Annotated in this window: 18 protein-coding genes; 3 read left to right on the top strand and 15 right to left on the bottom strand. The window is 66.6% G+C overall.

Annotated features, from left to right (window positions below; translation table 11 throughout):
* Positions 1-32 precede the first annotated feature (32 nt).
* Together CTP10_RS04815 and CTP10_RS04810 are read left to right on the top strand one after the other, a co-directional pair.
* Positions 33-1,295, top strand: a complete 1,263-nt coding sequence (locus tag CTP10_RS04815) for an acyl-CoA dehydrogenase family protein (RefSeq protein WP_116317561.1) — start codon at positions 33-35, stop codon at positions 1,293-1,295.
* A gap of 154 nt (positions 1,296-1,449) precedes the next feature.
* Positions 1,450-2,145 (top strand): glutathione binding-like protein, encoded by a 696-nt coding sequence (locus tag CTP10_RS04810; RefSeq protein ID WP_116317560.1) that lies wholly within the window; start codon positions 1,450-1,452, stop codon positions 2,143-2,145.
* Between the two features lie 50 nt (positions 2,146-2,195).
* Here CTP10_RS04810 and CTP10_RS04805 read toward each other — a convergent pair whose 3' ends face one another.
* Positions 2,196-3,041, bottom strand: a complete 846-nt coding sequence (locus CTP10_RS04805) for a hypothetical protein (RefSeq protein ID WP_116317559.1) — start codon at positions 3,039-3,041, stop codon at positions 2,196-2,198.
* A gap of 269 nt (positions 3,042-3,310) precedes the next feature.
* Here CTP10_RS04805 and CTP10_RS04800 point away from each other — a divergent pair, with 269 nt between their 5' ends.
* Positions 3,311-3,751, top strand: coding sequence for a helix-turn-helix domain-containing protein (locus CTP10_RS04800; protein WP_116317558.1), 441 nt, complete (start codon positions 3,311-3,313; stop codon positions 3,749-3,751).
* On the opposite strand, the gene ureG is transcribed toward CTP10_RS04800, so the two are convergent.
* The 14 genes from ureG to urtA form a co-directional block, all read right to left on the bottom strand.
* Entirely contained in the window at positions 3,748-4,377 is a 630-nt protein-coding gene (gene ureG, locus CTP10_RS04795; RefSeq protein ID WP_063241503.1) for an urease accessory protein UreG, read from the bottom strand. The genes CTP10_RS04800 and ureG overlap by 4 nt on opposite strands.
* 14 nt (positions 4,378-4,391) lie before the next feature.
* Positions 4,392-5,084 (bottom strand): urease accessory protein UreF, encoded by a 693-nt coding sequence (locus tag CTP10_RS04790; protein WP_116317557.1) that lies wholly within the window; start codon positions 5,082-5,084, stop codon positions 4,392-4,394.
* Positions 5,081-5,476, bottom strand: a complete 396-nt coding sequence (locus tag CTP10_RS04785) for an endonuclease domain-containing protein (RefSeq protein ID WP_199414501.1) — start codon at positions 5,474-5,476, stop codon at positions 5,081-5,083. Before CTP10_RS04785 ends, CTP10_RS04790 begins: the two co-directional genes overlap by 4 nt.
* Positions 5,477-5,621: 145 nt before the next feature.
* The gene (gene ureE / locus CTP10_RS04780) at positions 5,622-6,233 is read right to left on the bottom strand and encodes an urease accessory protein UreE (protein WP_116317556.1); all 612 of its coding nucleotides are present in this window, start codon (positions 6,231-6,233) and stop codon (positions 5,622-5,624) included.
* Positions 6,234-6,262: 29 nt separating this feature from the next.
* The gene (gene ureC, locus CTP10_RS04775; RefSeq protein WP_271815524.1) at positions 6,263-7,981 is read right to left on the bottom strand and encodes an urease subunit alpha; all 1,719 of its coding nucleotides are present in this window, start codon (positions 7,979-7,981) and stop codon (positions 6,263-6,265) included.
* Positions 7,978-8,283 (bottom strand): urease subunit beta, encoded by a 306-nt coding sequence (locus CTP10_RS04770; RefSeq protein ID WP_116317554.1) that lies wholly within the window; start codon positions 8,281-8,283, stop codon positions 7,978-7,980. Before CTP10_RS04770 ends, ureC begins: the two co-directional genes overlap by 4 nt.
* 11 nt (positions 8,284-8,294) lie before the next feature.
* Positions 8,295-8,906 carry a HupE/UreJ family protein gene (locus CTP10_RS04765; protein WP_116317553.1) on the bottom strand — a complete coding sequence of 204 codons (612 nt, stop codon included), beginning with the start codon at positions 8,904-8,906 and terminating at the stop codon, positions 8,295-8,297.
* A 50-nt stretch (positions 8,907-8,956) separates the two neighbouring features.
* Entirely contained in the window at positions 8,957-9,259 is a 303-nt protein-coding gene (locus CTP10_RS04760; RefSeq protein WP_116317552.1) for an urease subunit gamma, read from the bottom strand.
* Positions 9,260-9,345: 86 nt separating this feature from the next.
* Positions 9,346-10,215 (bottom strand): urease accessory protein UreD, encoded by an 870-nt coding sequence (locus CTP10_RS04755; protein WP_116317551.1) that lies wholly within the window; start codon positions 10,213-10,215, stop codon positions 9,346-9,348.
* Between the two features lie 110 nt (positions 10,216-10,325).
* The gene (gene urtE, locus CTP10_RS04750; RefSeq protein ID WP_116317550.1) at positions 10,326-11,018 is read right to left on the bottom strand and encodes an urea ABC transporter ATP-binding subunit UrtE; all 693 of its coding nucleotides are present in this window, start codon (positions 11,016-11,018) and stop codon (positions 10,326-10,328) included.
* Between the two features lie 2 nt (positions 11,019-11,020).
* Positions 11,021-11,869 (bottom strand): urea ABC transporter ATP-binding protein UrtD, encoded by an 849-nt coding sequence (gene urtD / locus CTP10_RS04745; protein WP_116317549.1) that lies wholly within the window; start codon positions 11,867-11,869, stop codon positions 11,021-11,023.
* Positions 11,866-13,074 carry an urea ABC transporter permease subunit UrtC gene (gene urtC, locus CTP10_RS04740; protein ID WP_116317548.1) on the bottom strand — a complete coding sequence of 403 codons (1,209 nt, stop codon included), beginning with the start codon at positions 13,072-13,074 and terminating at the stop codon, positions 11,866-11,868. The genes urtD and urtC overlap by 4 nt, the downstream gene beginning before the upstream one ends.
* Complete coding sequence (urtB, locus tag CTP10_RS04735; RefSeq protein WP_116317547.1) at positions 13,074-14,726, bottom strand: urea ABC transporter permease subunit UrtB; 1,653 nt, start codon at positions 14,724-14,726, stop codon at positions 13,074-13,076. The genes urtC and urtB overlap by 1 nt, the downstream gene beginning before the upstream one ends.
* Before the next feature lie 99 nt (positions 14,727-14,825).
* The gene (gene urtA, locus CTP10_RS04730) at positions 14,826-16,082 is read right to left on the bottom strand and encodes an urea ABC transporter substrate-binding protein (protein ID WP_116317546.1); all 1,257 of its coding nucleotides are present in this window, start codon (positions 16,080-16,082) and stop codon (positions 14,826-14,828) included.
* Positions 16,083-16,252: the final 170 nt, after the last annotated feature.

The raw sequence follows: 16,252 nt of genomic DNA, 5'->3' as shown, positions 1-16,252 counted from the left end.
GGCGCCCATTGATCCCGTAGCGAGGAGACCACATGGATTTCGAGTACAGCCCGAAGGTCAAGGAAATGCAGGCCAAGCTGCTGGCCTTCTTCGACAAGCACATCTATCCGAACGAGAAGCGCTTCGCCGAAGAGATCGACGCCAACCGCCGCGCCGGCAACGCCTGGGTCCCGACCAAGGTGATCGAGGAACTGAAGCCGCTGGCGCGCGAAGCTGGCATGTGGAACCTGTTCCTGCCGCGCTCGCCGCGCGCGCCGCAGGGCCTGTCCAACCTGGAATACGCCACGCTGTGCGAGATCATGGGCCGGGTGCCCTGGTCGGCCGAGGTCTTCAACTGCGCCGCGCCCGACACCGGCAACATGGAGACGCTGGAGCGCTATGCCTCCGAGGAACTGAAGGACAAATGGCTGGAGCCGCTGCTGGCCGGCGAGATCCGCTCTGCCTTCCTGATGACCGAGCCCGCGGTGGCCTCGTCGGACGCCACCAACATCGAATGCCGCATCGAGCGCGATGGCGACCACTACGTCATCAATGGCACCAAATGGTGGTCGTCGGGCGCCGGCGATCCGCGCTGCCAGGTCTATATCGTGATGGGCAAGACCAACCCCGACGCCGGCCGCCATGAGCAGCAGTCGATGGTCGTGGTGCCGGCCGACACCCCGGGGATCACCATCAAGCGCTTCCTGCCGGTGTTCGGCTACGACGACGCGCCGCACGGCCACATGGAGATCGAGCTGAAGAACGTGCGCGTGCCGGCCTCGAACATCCTGCTGGGCGAAGGCCGCGGCTTCGAGATCGCGCAGGGCCGCCTCGGCCCGGGCCGTATCCACCACTGCATGCGCAGCATCGGCGTGGCCGAGCGCGCGCTGGAACTGCTGTGCAAGCGCGCGCTGTCGCGCGTGGCCTTCGGCAAGCCGGTGTCCAGCCAGGGCGTGACCCAGGAACGCATCGCCGAAGCGCGCTGCGAGATCGAGATGGCGCGCCTGCTGACGCTCAAGGCCGCGTACATGATGGACACCGTCGGCAACAAGGTGGCCAAGGCCGAGATCGCCATGATCAAGGTCATCGCACCGAACGTGGCGCTGAAGGTGATCGACTGGGCCATCCAGGTGCACGGCGCCGCGGGTGTTTCCAGCGACTTCCCGCTGGCCAACTGGTGGGCGCACCAGCGCACGCTGCGCCTGGCCGACGGTCCGGACGAGGTGCACCGCAACGCCATCGCCAAGCTGGAGCTGGCCAAGCACATGAACGTGAACCCGGACAGCATCAAGATGCCGGTGGCGCGCGGCTTCTGAGCGCCCGCCGCTGGGGGCGCGCTCGCCCCTGATGCCAGCATGGAAACGCGCAGCCTGCCTGCGCGTTTTTTTCTTCTGTGCTTAAATCGCCCGGTTCGCCACGTCAGTGGTTGGCGTGGCAGTCAACATGATCGCAGCCAGGGGAGCTTTTGCGATGATCGACGTCTATACCTGGGCAACGCCCAACGGCCACAAAGTCCACATCATGCTGGAAGAATGCGGCCTGGAGTACAAGGTCCATCCGATCAACATCGGCGCCGGCGACCAGTTCGGCGAGCACTTCCTCAAGATCAGCCCCAATAACAAGATTCCCGCCATCGTCGATCCCGACGGCCCGGACGGCAAGCCGATCTCGCTGTTCGAATCGGGCGCCATCCTGCTGTACCTGGCCGGCAAGACCGGCAAGTTCCTGCCCGGGGACGTGCGCGGCAAGTACGACGCGCTGCAGTGGCTGATGTTCCAGATGGGCGGCGTCGGCCCGATGCTGGGCCAGGCGCACCACTTCCGCATCTACGCGCCCGAGACGATCGAATACGCGGTGAATCGCTACACCAACGAAGCGAGGCGCCTGTACGGCGTGATCGACACGCAGTTGTCAAAGCACGAATGGCTGGCCGGCGACCAGTACACCATCGCCGATATCGCCACCTTCCCGTGGCTGCGCAGCTGGCAGAACCAGGGCGTCGAGCTGGACCAATACCCGCACCTGAAGCGGTGGTTCAACGAGATCGCCGAGCGCCCCGCGGTCAAGCGCGGCGTAGAGGTGCTGGCCAGCGCGCGCAAGGCGCTGCAGGACGACAAGGCGGCGCGCGAAGTGCTGTTCGGCGCCACGCAGTACAAGCGCCACTGAAGGCCGGCCCGGGCATGGCCCCGGGCCGCAGCGCCGCTCCCTCACTCCGCTCACGCCGCCACCAGCGCCGGCGTGGCGGCACGCTCCCCGGCCAGGCGTCCGGCGCAACGGAAGGCCTGGCCGGTCCCGCCTTCGTCCTCCTCCCCGCGATCGCCGAGCTCTCCCGGCGGCCCGAAGCAGCAAAGCAGGCCCGTGCCGGGCATGAGCACGTCGAGGCGACAGGTTTCGTTCGCATCCGGCGCGTAAAGCGCGCCGGGCTGCAGGAACGCCTCGTCGTCCGCCGCTGGCGCCTCAGGCCCGTGCCAGTACAACCCTGCAGCACCTCGATAGCACAGCGCCCAGCGCAAGCCGCGCGCGCGCAGCCGCTGCGCCCAGTCGCCGCCGGACGCATCGAGCTGGATGAATTCGGGCCGCATGCCTGAGCAGTCTTGCAGCAGCGCGGCACCGCCCACCGCCGCGACGGCTGCCATGCCTTCAGGTTCGTCCGCCCCCATCCTGCCCAGCGCGCAGCGACGCGCGCCAGCGGGCAGCGACACCGGCGCCGCTTCCGCACCCTGCGCCACGGCGCGCACCAGGATCGTATCGACCATCGCGCGGACCTGCATCGGCATGCCGGTGGCAGGCGCGAACAGCTCGCCGCCTCCCGCCAGCAGGCTCCCGCGGCCGGGCGCCGACAGGCGCAGCCCACCGCGCAGGCAGGCCCACCACTCGGGCCGCTCTGCCACGAATTGGGGCTGCGCTTCTCCCGCGCGTAGAAATACGTAGTCGCAGGTTTCGCCAATGCCGGCCGTAGCGGGCAGCAGGCGCGACTGGAAACCGATGGTCAGATCCGCCACGGTAGCGTGGCCGGAGTGGAAGGCGCGCATCTGCGCTTCGAACAGCGTGAAGATCTGCATGGGAATTCCCTGAGCAGGGCGACAGGATGCGGGCATCCTGTCCGCGCAACACGGCGCACGCGCGAAAGCGTCGCGCCAGGCATTGCGCAGTCGTCCCGTCTGGCACGGCCATGCAAGCCGTCCGGTGTCATGCCATCGTGCCGCGCCATATGCACTGGCGCATCCCTTAATCCGCGGATCGGGCATCGATAGTGAGGGGGAGAATAAGTTGTCGTGGCCTCAAGGTCAAACCCTTAGCCTCAGACCACTCCGAACTTCTTACGACCCCAATGACTTCTCGAAATCTCAGACTTTTCGGATTGCATCTCGCCTGGCTGCGCAAGCAGCGCGGCTGGTCCCAGGAAACGTTGTCGCTGGAAAGCGGTCTGGCGCGTTCATACCTGAGCGGCATCGAAGGGGGCAAGCGCAACCTGGCGCTGATCAATATCTGCACGCTGGCCGAGACCCTTGCGGTCCCGCCATCTCAAATGCTGGACTTCGCGCGCCACGACGCCAGCGACTTGCAGGTGGAACAACCGCCGATGCCCTACGGCAACCGGCAGCAGGCGGCCATCGAAGCCACCATGCGCCATATGGCCGAGCTCAACGAGCCCGAGCTGAACCTGGTGGCGGCGGTAGCGCGGGCGCTGGCGGGCAAGGGCAGCTTCCGCCCGCCGGTGAGCTATGTCAAACCCGGCGCCAAGGCCGCCGCGGGCGACATCGAGTCCTAGACGCCAAGCATGCCCTGCCGTTCGATGAAGCGGATCACTTCGTCCAGGCCCTGCCCGGACTTCACGCTGCCCATCACGAACGGCCGGGCACCGCGCATCTTGCGGGCATCGCTTTCCATCACTTCCAGCGACGCGCCGACGTACGGCGCGAGGTCCGTCTTGTTGATCACCAGCAAATCCGACTTGGTAATCCCGGGGCCGCCTTTTCTCGGAATTTTCTCACCGCCGGCTACGTCGATCACGTAGATCGTCAGATCAGAAAGTTCTGGGCTGAACGTTGCCGCGAGGTTGTCGCCGCCGGACTCGATGAACACCACGTCGGCATCCGGGAACTTCGCCAGCATGCGGTCCACCGCTTCCAGGTTGATCGACGCATCCTCGCGGATCGCGGTGTGCGGGCAGCCGCCGGTTTCCACGCCCATGATGCGTTCTGCGGGCAGCGCGCCGGAGATCGTCAGCAGGCGCTGGTCTTCCTTGGTGTAGATGTCATTGGTGATCGCGACCAGGTCATAGCGGTCGCGCATGGCCTTGCACAGCATCTCGAGCAGCGTGGTCTTGCCGGAGCCTACCGGGCCGCCGACGCCAACGCGCAGCGGAGGGTTCTTCTTGGTACGGGCCTGGGTCATGGTGCGATGTGGATTCAGGAACGGAACAGCCGGGAGTACTGCGTTTCGTGGCGTGCGGAAAGCAGGCCCAGCATGGGGGAAAAGGTTGATAGTTGCGGCGGCGTGGCATCGGCACGGCGCGTGGCTTCGTCCACGGTTTCCAGTACCGCCCCGTGCAGGCGGCGCAGCATGTGCTGCCCGGCAACCTGGCCAAGCGGCACCGCCTTGATCGCGGCGGCAACCTGGTTCTCGGCCCAGTTGAAGCAATAGGCGGCCAGGCCGTCGTGGGCGTCGACCTCCAGCGCAACGCAGGCTGCCGTGAAGGCGGTTGGCAGGCAAACCGGTGACAGCGTTGCCAGCGCTTCGCGCAATGCAGGCGTGCCCCATGCCATCTGGGCGATCAGCTTCGACAGCGACCAGCCCATCTGCTCAGTCTCGAGGCGCAGCTCCGAGGTCTCGCGGGTGGCATGGAACCAGTCGTTCCACGCCTGCAATGCCGCCGTGTCACCGGCACGCCAGCAGCGATGCAACAGCAGCCACAGCGGCGCTTCACATTGCGCCTGGACATGGAGCAGGTTGTCGCGGATCCAGCGCTCAGCCGTCTGGGCGTCATGGATGATGCCGGCTTCAATCGCGGCTTCAAGCCCTTGCGAATAGCTGAAGCCACCGATGGGCAAGGCGGGGGACGCAAGGTGCAGCAGCGAGATGAGTTGGTGGAGGTTGGTCATGAGGACGGCCCTCGCTTTGCGACGGTTTGCTCCCCTCGCCCGCTTGCGGGAGAGGCGTCGGGGGAGAGGGCCGGCGTATCCACGAACCCCAGCTCCAACAAAACCTCGCGTACTTTCTCCAGTACTGCCTCCGTATTACCCATTACGTCATGATTCCAGAACCGCAACACACGATATCCCTCACGCTGAAACCAGGCATCGCGCTTCGCGTCAACCTCGGCGCCATGCTGGCCACCATCCACTTCGATGACTAGTTTGAACGCCATGCAGATGAAATCTGCAATATAAGGTCCACACTGGTGTTGGCGCTTGAATTTCAGCCTCAGAAATCGGTGGGCGCGGAAGTGGTACCATTGACGTTGCTCCGCTTCGGCCTGGTTGGCGCGGAGCATGCGGACAAATGACGGTGCCGGCAAGCGCTGGCCCTCTCCCCCTGCCCCTCTCCCGCAAGCGGGAGAGGGGAGCACGGTGTCGGTATCGGTCAGGTTCTCAGGTTGATTCACAGCGCCCGTCGTTGCTCTCAGCCTCTGGTGCTGATCAGTGCTTATGCCCACAATTCGCATCATGAACATGTTCGGCGTCGCCATGTTCGTGATCATGACTATGCCCGTGCGAGTGCGAGTGCGAGTGCCCGTGATGCTCATGGAACACCGCCTGCGCCGCCGCATAATCCTCCGCGAACGTGGCATCGTGCCCATGCCTGTGCCCGCCGCCATACGCCCCGGCCTCCGGTTCGAACGGCAGTTCCGCGCGCTCGGCGCGCAAGCCCAGGCGCTGCAGCATGTCGGCCAGCACCGGGTCATACTCGAGCCGCAGGTAGTCGCGCCCGATCTCCACCGGCGTGTGCCGGTTGCCCAGGTGGTAAGCCGCGCGCATCAGCGCATGCGGGTCCTCCGAACGCACATCCAGCACGGCCTCCGCCGCAGCCTGCACCTCGACAAAACTGCCATCCTCGGCCACCAGCAAATCCCCACCCCGCAGCACCGTACCCCGCGGCAGGAACAGCGCGGCCTCGGTGCCGTCGTCGAGCACCGCGCGCAGGCGGCTCTTGCTGCGTTCGTTGAAAGGCAGGACCAGCTTGGGAGCACGGCGCACCAGCACCGGCGCGATGCCGTGCGGGGCGCTCAGGAATTTGTCGATCTTCAGCATGCGCGATGCGGGGCGCGTGCCCCGGCGGTTCAGAACAGGAAATAGCGCTGCGCCATGGGCAGCTCGGTGGCCGGCTCGCAGGTCAGCAGTTGGCCGTCGGCGACGACCTGATAGGTCTCGGGGTCGACCGTGACGTGCGGCTGCCAGTCATTGTGCACCATGTCGCGTTTGCAGACCGTACGCGTGCCGCGCACCGCCGACAGCGTCTTGGCCAGGCCATAGCGTTCGCCGATATTGGCCGAAAGCGCCGCCTGCGAGACAAAGGTCAGCGAAGACCGGTGCAACGCCCCGCCGGCCGCTGCGAACATCGGCCGGTAATGCACCGGCTGCGGCGTCGGGATCGATGCATTGGGATCGCCCATCGCCGCCGCCGCGATCATGCCGCCCTTCAGGATCAGGCTCGGCTTGACGCCAAAGAACGCCGGACGCCACAACACCAGGTCGGCCCATTTGCCGACCTCGATCGAGCCCACCTCATGCGCGATGCCGTGCGTCAGTGCCGGGTTGATCGTGTACTTGGCGACATAGCGCTTGACGCGGAAGTTGTCGTGCCCGCCACGCGCATCGTGCGGATCGCCCGGCAGCTTGCCGCGCTGCAGCGCCATCTTGTGCGCGGTCTGCCAGGTGCGGATGATGACCTCGCCGACGCGGCCCATGGCCTGCGAATCGCTGGAGATCATCGAGAACGCGCCGAGGTCGTGCAGGATATCCTCCGCGGCGATGGTCTCGCGGCGGATGCGGCTTTCGGCGAAGGCGATATCCTCGGCGATCGAGGGATCGAGGTGGTGGCACACCATCAGCATGTCGAGGTGCTCGTCCAGCGTGTTCACGGTGTATGGCCGCGTCGGGTTGGTCGACGACGGCAGCACGTTGGCCTCGCCGCACACCTTGATGATGTCCGGCGCATGGCCGCCGCCTGCGCCTTCGGTGTGGTACGTATGGATGGTGCGGCCCTTGAACGCCGCAATCGTGGCCTCGACAAAGCCCGCTTCGTTCAGCGTATCGGTATGGATCGCCACCTGCGTATCGGTCGCGTCAGCCACCGACAGGCAGGTGTCGATCGCCGCCGGCGTGGTGCCCCAGTCCTCATGCAGCTTCAGCCCGATCGCGCCAGCCTCCACCTGCTCCAGGATCGGCGCCTGCTGGCTGGCGTTGCCCTTGCCGAGCAGGCCGATATTCATCGGGTAGGCGTCGGCCGCCTGCAGCATCCGCTCCATGAACCACGGCCCCGGCGTCACGGTGGTGGCGAAGGTGCCCGTCGCCGGCCCGGTGCCGCCGCCGATCATGGTGGTGACGCCGCTCATCAGCGCCTCTTCGATCTGCTGCGGGCAGATGAAGTGGATATGGCTGTCGATGCCGCCCGCGGTGACGATCATGCCCTCGCCCGCAATCACCTCGGTGCCGGGCCCGACCACGATGGTCACGCCCGGCTGGATATCCGGATTGCCGGCCTTGCCGATCGACGCGATGCGCCCGTCCTTCAGCCCGATGTCCGCCTTGACGATGCCCCAGTGGTCGACGATCAGCGCATTGGTGATGACCGTATCGACACAGTCCTTTGCCATGCGCTGGCTCTGGCCCATGCCGTCGCGGATCACCTTGCCGCCGCCGAACTTCACTTCCTCGCCGTAGATGGTGAAGTCCTTCTCGACTTCGATGATGAGCCCGGTGTCCGCCAGCCGCACGCGGTCGCCTGTGGTCGGGCCGAACATCTCGGCATAGGCCTGCCTGGAGATCTTTGCCATCACAGTGCTCCCATGATCTTGCCGTTGAAGCCGTAGACGATGCGGTCACCGTCCAGCGCCACCAGCTCGACAGTGCGGGTCTGGCCCGGCTCGAAACGCACCGCCGTGCCCGCCGCGATATTCAGCCGGAAGCCGCGCGTGGCCTCGCGATCGAACGACAGCGCGGTGTTGGTCTCGTAGAAGTGGAAGTGCGAGCCGACCTGGATCGGCCGGTCGCCGGTATTGGCCACCGTCACGCTGACCGTGGCGCGGCCGACGTTGAGTTCGATCTCGCCATCGGCAGGCATCAGTTCACCGGGGATCATGGCGCGTCTCCTCAGGCCACCAGCAGACCGGCGCCGTACAGTGCCACGCCGGCACCGGCCAGGCGGGCCAGCCAGCCGGCATGGCGTCGCAGCAGCGTGCCGGCCGCGATACCGAGCAGGTGCAGCGCCATGGTCGCGACGGCAAAGCCGCCAACGTAGGCCAGCACGGCGGGCAGCGCCTCGGCGGTGGCCGGCAGCTCCGCGCCATGCGCGTAACCGTGGAACACCGCAAAGCCGCCAACCAGCAAGGCGCCGGCCCATGCCGGCAGCCTGGCGCGCAGCGCCAGCATCAAGCCCACTACCAGCAAGGACACGGCGATCATCGGTTCCACCGCGGGCAGCGCCATGCCGGCCAGGCCGAGCGCGGCACCGACCAGCATCAGCGCGACGAAGACCAGCGGCAGGCGCAGCGTATCGGCAGCCGAGCGCGCCACCAGTGCGCTCCATACGCCCACCGCCGCCATCGCCAGCAGGTGGTCGGCGCCGGTGAAGGGGTGTTCCAGGCCGGCCCACAGGCTGGCGCCTACGGTGGCGGCGTCATGGCCGGGGTGCGCCAGCGCGGCGGTGGCGGCAACGGTCAGGAGGGTGCCCAGGGCAAGGCGCAGGCAGGCGGAACGGTTCATAACGGCTCTCGGTTGGATTTGCTCTTCGAATCTGTCGTCGCAGTGAAGCTTCAGACGATGGGATGGTGCACGGTCACCAGCTTGGTGCCGTCGGGAAACGTCGCTTCGACCTGGATCTCGGGGATCATCTCGGCGATGCCGTCCATCACCTCGTCGCGCGTCAGCACGGTGGTGCCTTCGTGCATCAGCTCGGCCACGGTGCGGCCGTCGCGCGCGCCTTCCATGATGGCGGCGGTGATCAGCGCCACCGCTTCCGGATAGTTGAGCTTGAGCCCGCGCGCCTTGCGCCGTTCGGCCAGCAGCGCGGCGGTAAAGATCAGCAGCTTGTCCTTCTCTCTCGGCGTCAGTTCCATCTCTTGTTCCTTGTCTGTCTTGTTGTCCGATCGTGGCCCTACGTGGCCCTACGTGGCCCTACGTGGCCCTGCGTGGCGTTGTGGCCCTACGTCGCCCACAGCCGCAGCGGTCGCGGCGCCACACCGTGCATCGGCTCGCGCAGCGCGCTCCAGCAATCGACCATCACATGGCGCACGGCTTCCATCTGACGGCCGAGTACGCGCACCAGCAGCATGGACTGGCCATGGGCTGCCAGGCAGGTCACGCCCGCGCGCAGTTCCGGGCCGTAGGGCAACCGTCCGGCCAGCGCCTCCGCCAGTTCCTGCGTGGCGCCCTCGCCCACCGCCCACAGCGTGCCCAGCACATTGAGCCCATCGAGTCCCGCCACGGCCGTGCGCAGCGGCGACCCCGCATCGAGATGCGACTGCTCGATCCACAACGCGCGCTCGCCCCCGCCAACGCGGGTATCGAGCCACAGCGCGCCGCGCGCCCATTGCTCGCCCGATGCCTGCCGGCCCAGCACCACGGCATCCCAGCCAATGGCGCTGCCGCCCGGCGCCACGTCGAGCACCGTCGCAATGCGCGCGCGTGCATCGTCGAACACGATGTTCTCCTGCGGCAGCCAGTCCAGCCGCGCCCCCGCCCCAACCGACAGCCGCACCTGCTGCGCCGCATCGCGGCCGAGCGACTTGTACCACTTGGTGGCGCCCGGCGTGGCCAGCACCGCATGGGCACCGGCTTCGACCGTCACATCGATATCCAGGCTGTCGCCGCCCGCCACGCCAGCCGGCGGATGCAGGATGACGGCATGGCAGATGCCGCCTTCGGGATAGAGCGGCTTCTGCACCAGCAATGGCCCCTGGTGGCGGCGCTCGACCAGCGCGGTGCGTTCGCCGCGTTGCGCAAAGCGCAGCCGCAGGCTGGCCTGCCATGCGGCAGGCACGGCGAGTGACGAAGGAAAATCTGGATGACGCATGGCGTGGCAATGCCGGCGGCGGGCGCGCGATGGCGGGGGTTGCAGGCAATCATAGCGCGCCGCCTGCCTGCGCGGAAGCGGCGTGCGATGCGCATTCCCCCGCCCTGCCCTTACACGGCAATCAGCTCCCGTACGCCGTCCTGCTCCATGCCGGGCCCGGCACCGCGCGCAACCACTTCGCCGCGGCTCATCACCACATAGTGGTCGGCGATATGGCGCGCGAACTCGTAGTACTGCTCGACCAGCAGCACGGTCATGCCGAACTCATCCACCAGCAGCCGCAGCGCGCGGCCGATGTCCTGGATGATCGACGGCTGGATGCCTTCGGTCGGCTCGTCGAGGATCAGCAGTTGCGGCTCGCTCATCAGCGCCCGGCCGATCGCCAGTTGCTGCTGCTGGCCGCCGGACAGGTCACCGCCGCGGCGCTGGCGCATCGTGCGCAACACCGGGAACAGCTGGTAAATGCGATCGGGCACGCCCGATGGCCGCGCGCGGCTGGCCGCGCCGATCAGCAGGTTCTCTTCGACCGTCAGCCGCGGAAAGATCTCGCGCCCCTGGGGCACATAGGCCAGCCCGGCCGAGACGCGCTCGTACGGCGCCTTCTTCTCCAGCGGCTTGCCGTCCCAGTGGATGCTGCCGCTGCGCGTCGGCACGACGCCCATCAGGCATTTCAGCAGCGTGCTCTTGCCTACGCCGTTGCGGCCGAGCAGCGTGGTCAGCCTGCCCGCGGGCACGTCGAAGGAGACGTTGCGCAGGATATGGCTGCCGCCGTAGAACTGGTTCAGTGCATTGACCTGCAGCATGGTTATCTTCCCAGGTAGGATTCGATCACGCGTTCGTCGCGCTTGACGCTGTCCAGCGTGCCTTCGGCCAGCACGCTGCCCTCGGCCAGCACCGTGACCTTGCCGGCATCGCCGGCCAGCGCGGCCACGAACTCCATGTCGTGCTCCACCACCATCATCGAGCAGCTGCCGCGCAAGCCGTTGAGCAGGCTGGCCAGCTGCATGGTTTCCTCATCGGTCATGCCGGCCACCGGCTCGTCGAGCAGCAGCAGTTGCGGCTGCTGCATCAGCAGCATGCCGATCTCCAGCCGCTGCTTCTGCCCGTGAGAAAGCAGTCCGGCGGGCCGGTACGCTTCATCCTCCAGGCCGGTAAGCGCCAGCGTCTCCTCGATGCGGCGATGCCCCTCGCCGGTCAGCCGCGCGCGCAGCGACGACCACCAGCGCTTGTCGGCCTTCATCGCCAGCTCCAGGTTCTCCCACACCGCGTGCTGCTCGAACACGGTGGGCTTCTGGAACTTGCGGCCGATGCCGACCTGCGCGATGCGCGGCTCGGTCATCCGCATCAGGTCGATGGTCTGGCCGAGGAATACACGCCCGTTGACATTGGCATTGCGCGGCCCGGTCTTGCCGGTGATGACATCCATCATCGTGGTCTTGCCCGCGCCGTTAGGGCCAATCACGCAGCGCAGCTCGCCATGGTCGATCGACAGGTTCAGCTTGTTGAGCGCGCGGAAGCCGTCGAACTGCACGGTAACGTCTTCCAGGTAGAGGATCGGGCCGTGCGAAACATCGATGGTGCCCGGCTCCAGCACCCGGCCCAGCCCGGTGGCGTCGCCGCTTTCGGCCTGGCCGTGTTCGAGTGCGGCGTTCATGCTTCACCTCCGGTGCGGCCAGCCACCGCGGGCGTGGAAACAGGTTCCGGCGTGATCGGTGCAGCGGCCTGCACGCGGCGCTCGCGCAAGCGCTTCCACAGGCCGGTCACGCCGTCGGGCAGGTACAGCGTCACCAGCACGAACATCGCACCGAGCAGGAACAGCCAGTACTCGGCAAAGTGGGCGGTGAAGACGGTCTTGGCACCATTGACAAGGAACGCGCCGATGACCGGGCCGATCAGCGTGCCGCGGCCGCCCACGGCGACCCACACCGCCATCTCGATCGAGTTGCCGGGCGACATCTCGCCCGGGTTGATGATGCCGACCTGCGGCACGTACAGCGCGCCGGCGATGCCGCACAGCACGGCGGAGAAGGTCCACACGAACAGCTTGTAGCCGAGCGGGTTATAGCCGGAGAACATCACCCGCATCTCCGCATCGCGCACCGCCGTGACCACGCGGCCCAGCTTGGACGTGACGATATAGCGGCAGGCAACGAAGCCGCCCAGCAGCGCCAGGAAGGTCAGCACGAACAGCGCCGTGCGCGTCTGCGGCGCGGCGATGGCAAAGCCGGCGATGCGCTTGAAATCGGTAAAGCCATTGTTGCCGCCGAAGCCGGTCTCGTTGCGGAAGAACAGCAGCATTGCCGCATATGTCAACGCCTGCGTGATGATGGACAGGTACACGCCCTTGATGCGCGAGCGGAAGGCAAAGAAGCCGAACAGCCACGCCACCACGCCAGGCACCAGCACCACCAGCAACAGCGCATAGCCGAGGTGGTCGGTGCCATGCCAGAACCACGGCAGCTCCTTCCAGTCGAGGAACACCATGAAGTCAGGCAGGTCGCTCTTGTACACGCCTTCGCGCCCGATCGAGCGCATCAGGTACATGCCCATGGCATAGCCGCCCAGCGCGAAGAACAGGCCATGGCCGAGGCTCAGGATGCCGCAGTAGCCCCACACCAGGTCGAGCGCGATCGCCGCCAGCGCAAAGCACATGATCTTGCCGACCAGCGTCAGCGCATAGGCCGACAGGTGCAACGCATGGCCCTCCGGCACGAGCAGCGCGCACACCGGCACGCCGATGCCGACGATCACGGTCAGCGCCACCAGCGCCATCCAGCCGCGCGGCGAGAACAGCGACTGGCGCTCGGGTACGGCAAGCCGGAACGGTGCCGCGGAAGAACTCGATTGGAATCGCTGCATCATGCCTCCGCGCTGCGCCCCTTGAGCGCGAAAAGTCCCTGCGGCCGCTTCTGGATGAAGAGCACGATCAGCACCAGGACAAAGATCTTGGCCAGCACCGCGCCATAGAAGGGCTCGATGAACTTGTTGATGATGCCCAGCCCGAACGCGCCCACGATGGTGCCGGCCAGCTGCCCCACGCCGCCCAGCACCACCACCATGAACGAATCGATGATGTAGGCCTGGCCCAGGTCGGGACCGACATTGCCGATCTGCGACAGCGCACAGCCGCCCAGCCCGGCGATGCCGGCACCGAAGGCAAAGGCATAACTGTCGACCTTCCACGTGCGCACGCCGACGCAGGCCGCCATGGTGCGGTTCTGCGTCGTGGCGCGCACGAACAGCCCCAGCCGCGTGCGGTTGAGCACCGCCCACGCCACCGCCACCACCGCCAGCGCGAACAGGATGATGACCACGCGGTTGTACGGAATCACCAGCCCCGGCATCCATTCAAGGCCGCCGCTCATCCATCCGGGATTGGCCACTTCCACGTTCTGCGCGCCGAACAGCGTGCGCACCGCCTGCATCAGCAGCAGGCTGATGCCGAAGGTGGCCAGCAGCGTTTCCAGCGGGCGGCCATAGAGGTGGCGCAGCACCAGCCGCTCCAGCACGAAGCCCACCACGGCCGCCGCCAGGAACGACGCCGGCAGCGCGGCGGGCAGGTACCACGCGAACGCATCCGGTGCATAGGTGCGGAACAGCGACTGCACCACATAGGTGGCATAAGCGCCGATCATCAGGAACTCGCCGTGCGCCATGTTGATGACGCCGATCAGGCCATAGGTGATGGCCAGGCCCAACGCGGCCAGCAGCAGCACGCTGCCCAGGCTCAGGCCGGCGAACAGATTGCCGATCAGCTCGGCGCGGCGCTGGTCGCGGCGCAACTGGTCCAGTGCCTGCTGCGCGGCCAGGCGCACATCGGCATCGGGCTCGCGGTAGTTGCCGGCGCTGTCGCGCTCGACCAGCGGCGCCAGCTTCTGGCGGCTCTGCGGGTTGCTGTCCTTGCCGAGGATACGGATCGCTTCGAGCCGCGCGTCATGCGCGGCGGGATCCGTGTTCGGCGCGGTTTCTGCCAGCACGAGGTTGGCCCAGATCACGTCGAGGCTGGCACGCAGGCCGGCATCGGCCTCGGTCTTGCGCGCGGCTTCGACGGCGGCAAGCGAGGCGCTTTCCGGCTGGTCGCGCAGCGTGCTGATGGCTTGCGCTCGCACCGCGATGTCAGGCGATTGCAGCTGCAGGCTGCTGGCGGCGCTGTCGACCAGCGCGCGCAGGCTGTTGTTCAGGGTCAGGGATTCGAGCTCGTCGGGCTTCACCGTGACCGCCTTGCCGGTGATGGCATCGACCACCTTGTCGCCGTCCTGGCGCACCATGCCGACCGAAGGCGCATATTGCAGGGTGTCGTCCTGCAGGGCCTTCAGGATCGGGCCGGCTTCGGCAGGCGATGCCCTGGTCAACGCGGACAGCGCGGCAGTCTTGGCGTCGAAGTCGTCTTCGGCCAGCGGCTTCAGGTCGGCCTGCGTCAGCGCAACGGCCCACGGCGCCGCGGCCAGCAGCAGCGCTGCCAGCAGGGCGCGCAGCCAGGCCACGACTTGAACGGATGAGGGATTGCGCATAGGAGCTTGCGAGTGGCAGGAATGAAGCGAGCTGACTGTTTGCTCCCCCTCTCCCGCAAGCGGGAGCGGGGGAGCCGCGTGGTGGCAAGCAAACGAGGCTTACAGCACCTTGTCCGGCTTCCCTTCATTTCCCGAGATGAACGGGCTCCACGGCTGCGCGCGCACGGCCTTCGGCGTCTTCCAAACCACCGAGAACTGGCCGTCGCCCTTCACCTCGCCGATCATCACCGGCTTGTACAGGTGGTGGTTTTCGCCCATGGTCAGCGTGAAGCCATCCGGCGCCTTGAAGGTCTGGCCGTACATCGCCGCACGCACCTTGTCGGTGTCGGTGGTGCCGGCCTTCTTCACCGCCTGCGCCCACATATGGATGCCGACATAGGTGGCTTCCATCGGGTCGTTGGTCACGCGCTTGTCGCCGCCTGGCAGGTTGTTGGCCTTGACCCAGGCCGCCCACTGCTTCCTGAAGGCGTCGTTCTGTGCGTTCTTGACCGACATGAAGTAGTTCCACGCCGCAAGGTGCCCGACCAGCGGCTTGGTGTCGATGCCGCGCAGTTCTTCCTCGCCCACCGAGAACGCCACCACCGGCACGTCCTTGGCCTTCAGGCCGGCGTTGCCCAGTTCCTTATAGAAGGGCACGTTGGAGTCGCCGTTGATGGTCGAGATCACCGCGGTCTTGCCGCCCTGCGAGAACTTCTTGATATTGGCGACGATGGTCTGGTAGTCGCTGTGGCCAAACGGGGTGTAGACCTCTTCGATGTCCTTGTCGGCAACGCCCTTGCTCTTCAGGAAGGCGCGCAGGATCTTGTTGGTGGTACGCGGGTAGACGTAGTCGGTACCCAGCAGGTAGAAGCGCTTGGCGCCGCCACCTTCCTTGCTCATCAGGTATTCCACCGCCGGGATCGCCTGCTGGTTGGGCGCTGCGCCGGTGTAGAAGACGTTCTTGGACATTTCCTCGCCTTCGTACTGCACCGGGTAGAACAGCAGCGAGTTCAGCTCTTCATAGACCGGCAGCACCGACTTGCGCGACACCGAAGTCCAGCAACCGAAAGTCACCGCGACCTTGTCCTTGCTGACCAGCTGGCGCGCCTTCTCCGCGAACAGCGGCCAGTTGGAGGCCGGGTCCACCACCACCGGCTCGAGCTTGCGGCCGAGCACGCCGCCGCTCTTGTTGATCTCGTCGATGGTCATCAGGGCCACGTCCTTCAGCGACGTTTCCGAGATGGCCATCGTGCCGGACAGCGAGTGCAGGATCCCGACCTTGATCGGTTCCTTGGACTGCGCCATGGCCAGCGGGCTGGTACCGATCATTGCCGCGGCGGCGATGGCCGACAGCTTCAGCATGTCACGTCGTTGCATTTGCAGCTCCCGTTTGTGGTGTTAGTAGGGACTACGCTCCCCGGGGTGATGCATCTGCAACTAGCGTGCCACCGATTTCGCGCCGCGACCTGGCTGCCAGGCACGACGCGCATGGCTTAACCGGGTCGTGGGGACCATCGCGCACCACGGGCGTGCAGCGCGAGTGGCAC

Source organism: Cupriavidus sp. P-10 (genome assembly GCF_003402535.2).
Taxonomy (GTDB): domain Bacteria; phylum Pseudomonadota; class Gammaproteobacteria; order Burkholderiales; family Burkholderiaceae; genus Cupriavidus.
Note: the sequence above shows the minus strand (reverse complement) of the source record. Positions and strands in the feature narration are given on the sequence as shown.

Bases quoted from the DNA above. Each gene is read 5' to 3' on its own strand.
- urtA (WP_116317546.1), bottom strand. From the start codon at position 16,082: ATGCAACGACGTGACATGCTGAAGCTGTCGGCCATCGCCGCCGCGGCA.
- ureE (WP_116317556.1), bottom strand. From the start codon at position 6,233: ATGCTGAAGATCGACAAATTCCTGAGCGCCCCGCACGGCATCGCGCCG.
- urtE (WP_116317550.1), bottom strand. From the start codon at position 11,018: ATGCTGCAGGTCAATGCACTGAACCAGTTCTACGGCGGCAGCCATATC.
- CTP10_RS04805 (WP_116317559.1), bottom strand. From the start codon at position 3,041: ATGCAGATCTTCACGCTGTTCGAAGCGCAGATGCGCGCCTTCCACTCC.
- urtB (WP_116317547.1), bottom strand. From the start codon at position 14,726: ATGCGCAATCCCTCATCCGTTCAAGTCGTGGCCTGGCTGCGCGCCCTG.
- CTP10_RS04785 (WP_199414501.1), bottom strand. From the start codon at position 5,476: ATGCTCCGCGCCAACCAGGCCGAAGCGGAGCAACGTCAATGGTACCAC.
- CTP10_RS04770 (WP_116317554.1), bottom strand. From the start codon at position 8,283: ATGATCCCCGGTGAACTGATGCCTGCCGATGGCGAGATCGAACTCAAC.
- CTP10_RS04755 (WP_116317551.1), bottom strand. From the start codon at position 10,215: ATGCGTCATCCAGATTTTCCTTCGTCACTCGCCGTGCCTGCCGCATGG.
- CTP10_RS04765 (WP_116317553.1), bottom strand. From the start codon at position 8,906: ATGAACCGTTCCGCCTGCCTGCGCCTTGCCCTGGGCACCCTCCTGACC.
- urtC (WP_116317548.1), bottom strand. From the start codon at position 13,074: ATGCAGCGATTCCAATCGAGTTCTTCCGCGGCACCGTTCCGGCTTGCC.
- CTP10_RS04790 (WP_116317557.1), bottom strand. From the start codon at position 5,084: ATGACCAACCTCCACCAACTCATCTCGCTGCTGCACCTTGCGTCCCCC.
- CTP10_RS04760 (WP_116317552.1), bottom strand. From the start codon at position 9,259: ATGGAACTGACGCCGAGAGAGAAGGACAAGCTGCTGATCTTTACCGCC.
- CTP10_RS04815 (WP_116317561.1), top strand. From the start codon at position 33: ATGGATTTCGAGTACAGCCCGAAGGTCAAGGAAATGCAGGCCAAGCTG.
- CTP10_RS04800 (WP_116317558.1), top strand. From the start codon at position 3,311: ATGACTTCTCGAAATCTCAGACTTTTCGGATTGCATCTCGCCTGGCTG.
- urtD (WP_116317549.1), bottom strand. From the start codon at position 11,869: ATGAACGCCGCACTCGAACACGGCCAGGCCGAAAGCGGCGACGCCACC.
- ureG (WP_063241503.1), bottom strand. From the start codon at position 4,377: ATGACCCAGGCCCGTACCAAGAAGAACCCTCCGCTGCGCGTTGGCGTC.
- CTP10_RS04810 (WP_116317560.1), top strand. From the start codon at position 1,450: ATGATCGACGTCTATACCTGGGCAACGCCCAACGGCCACAAAGTCCAC.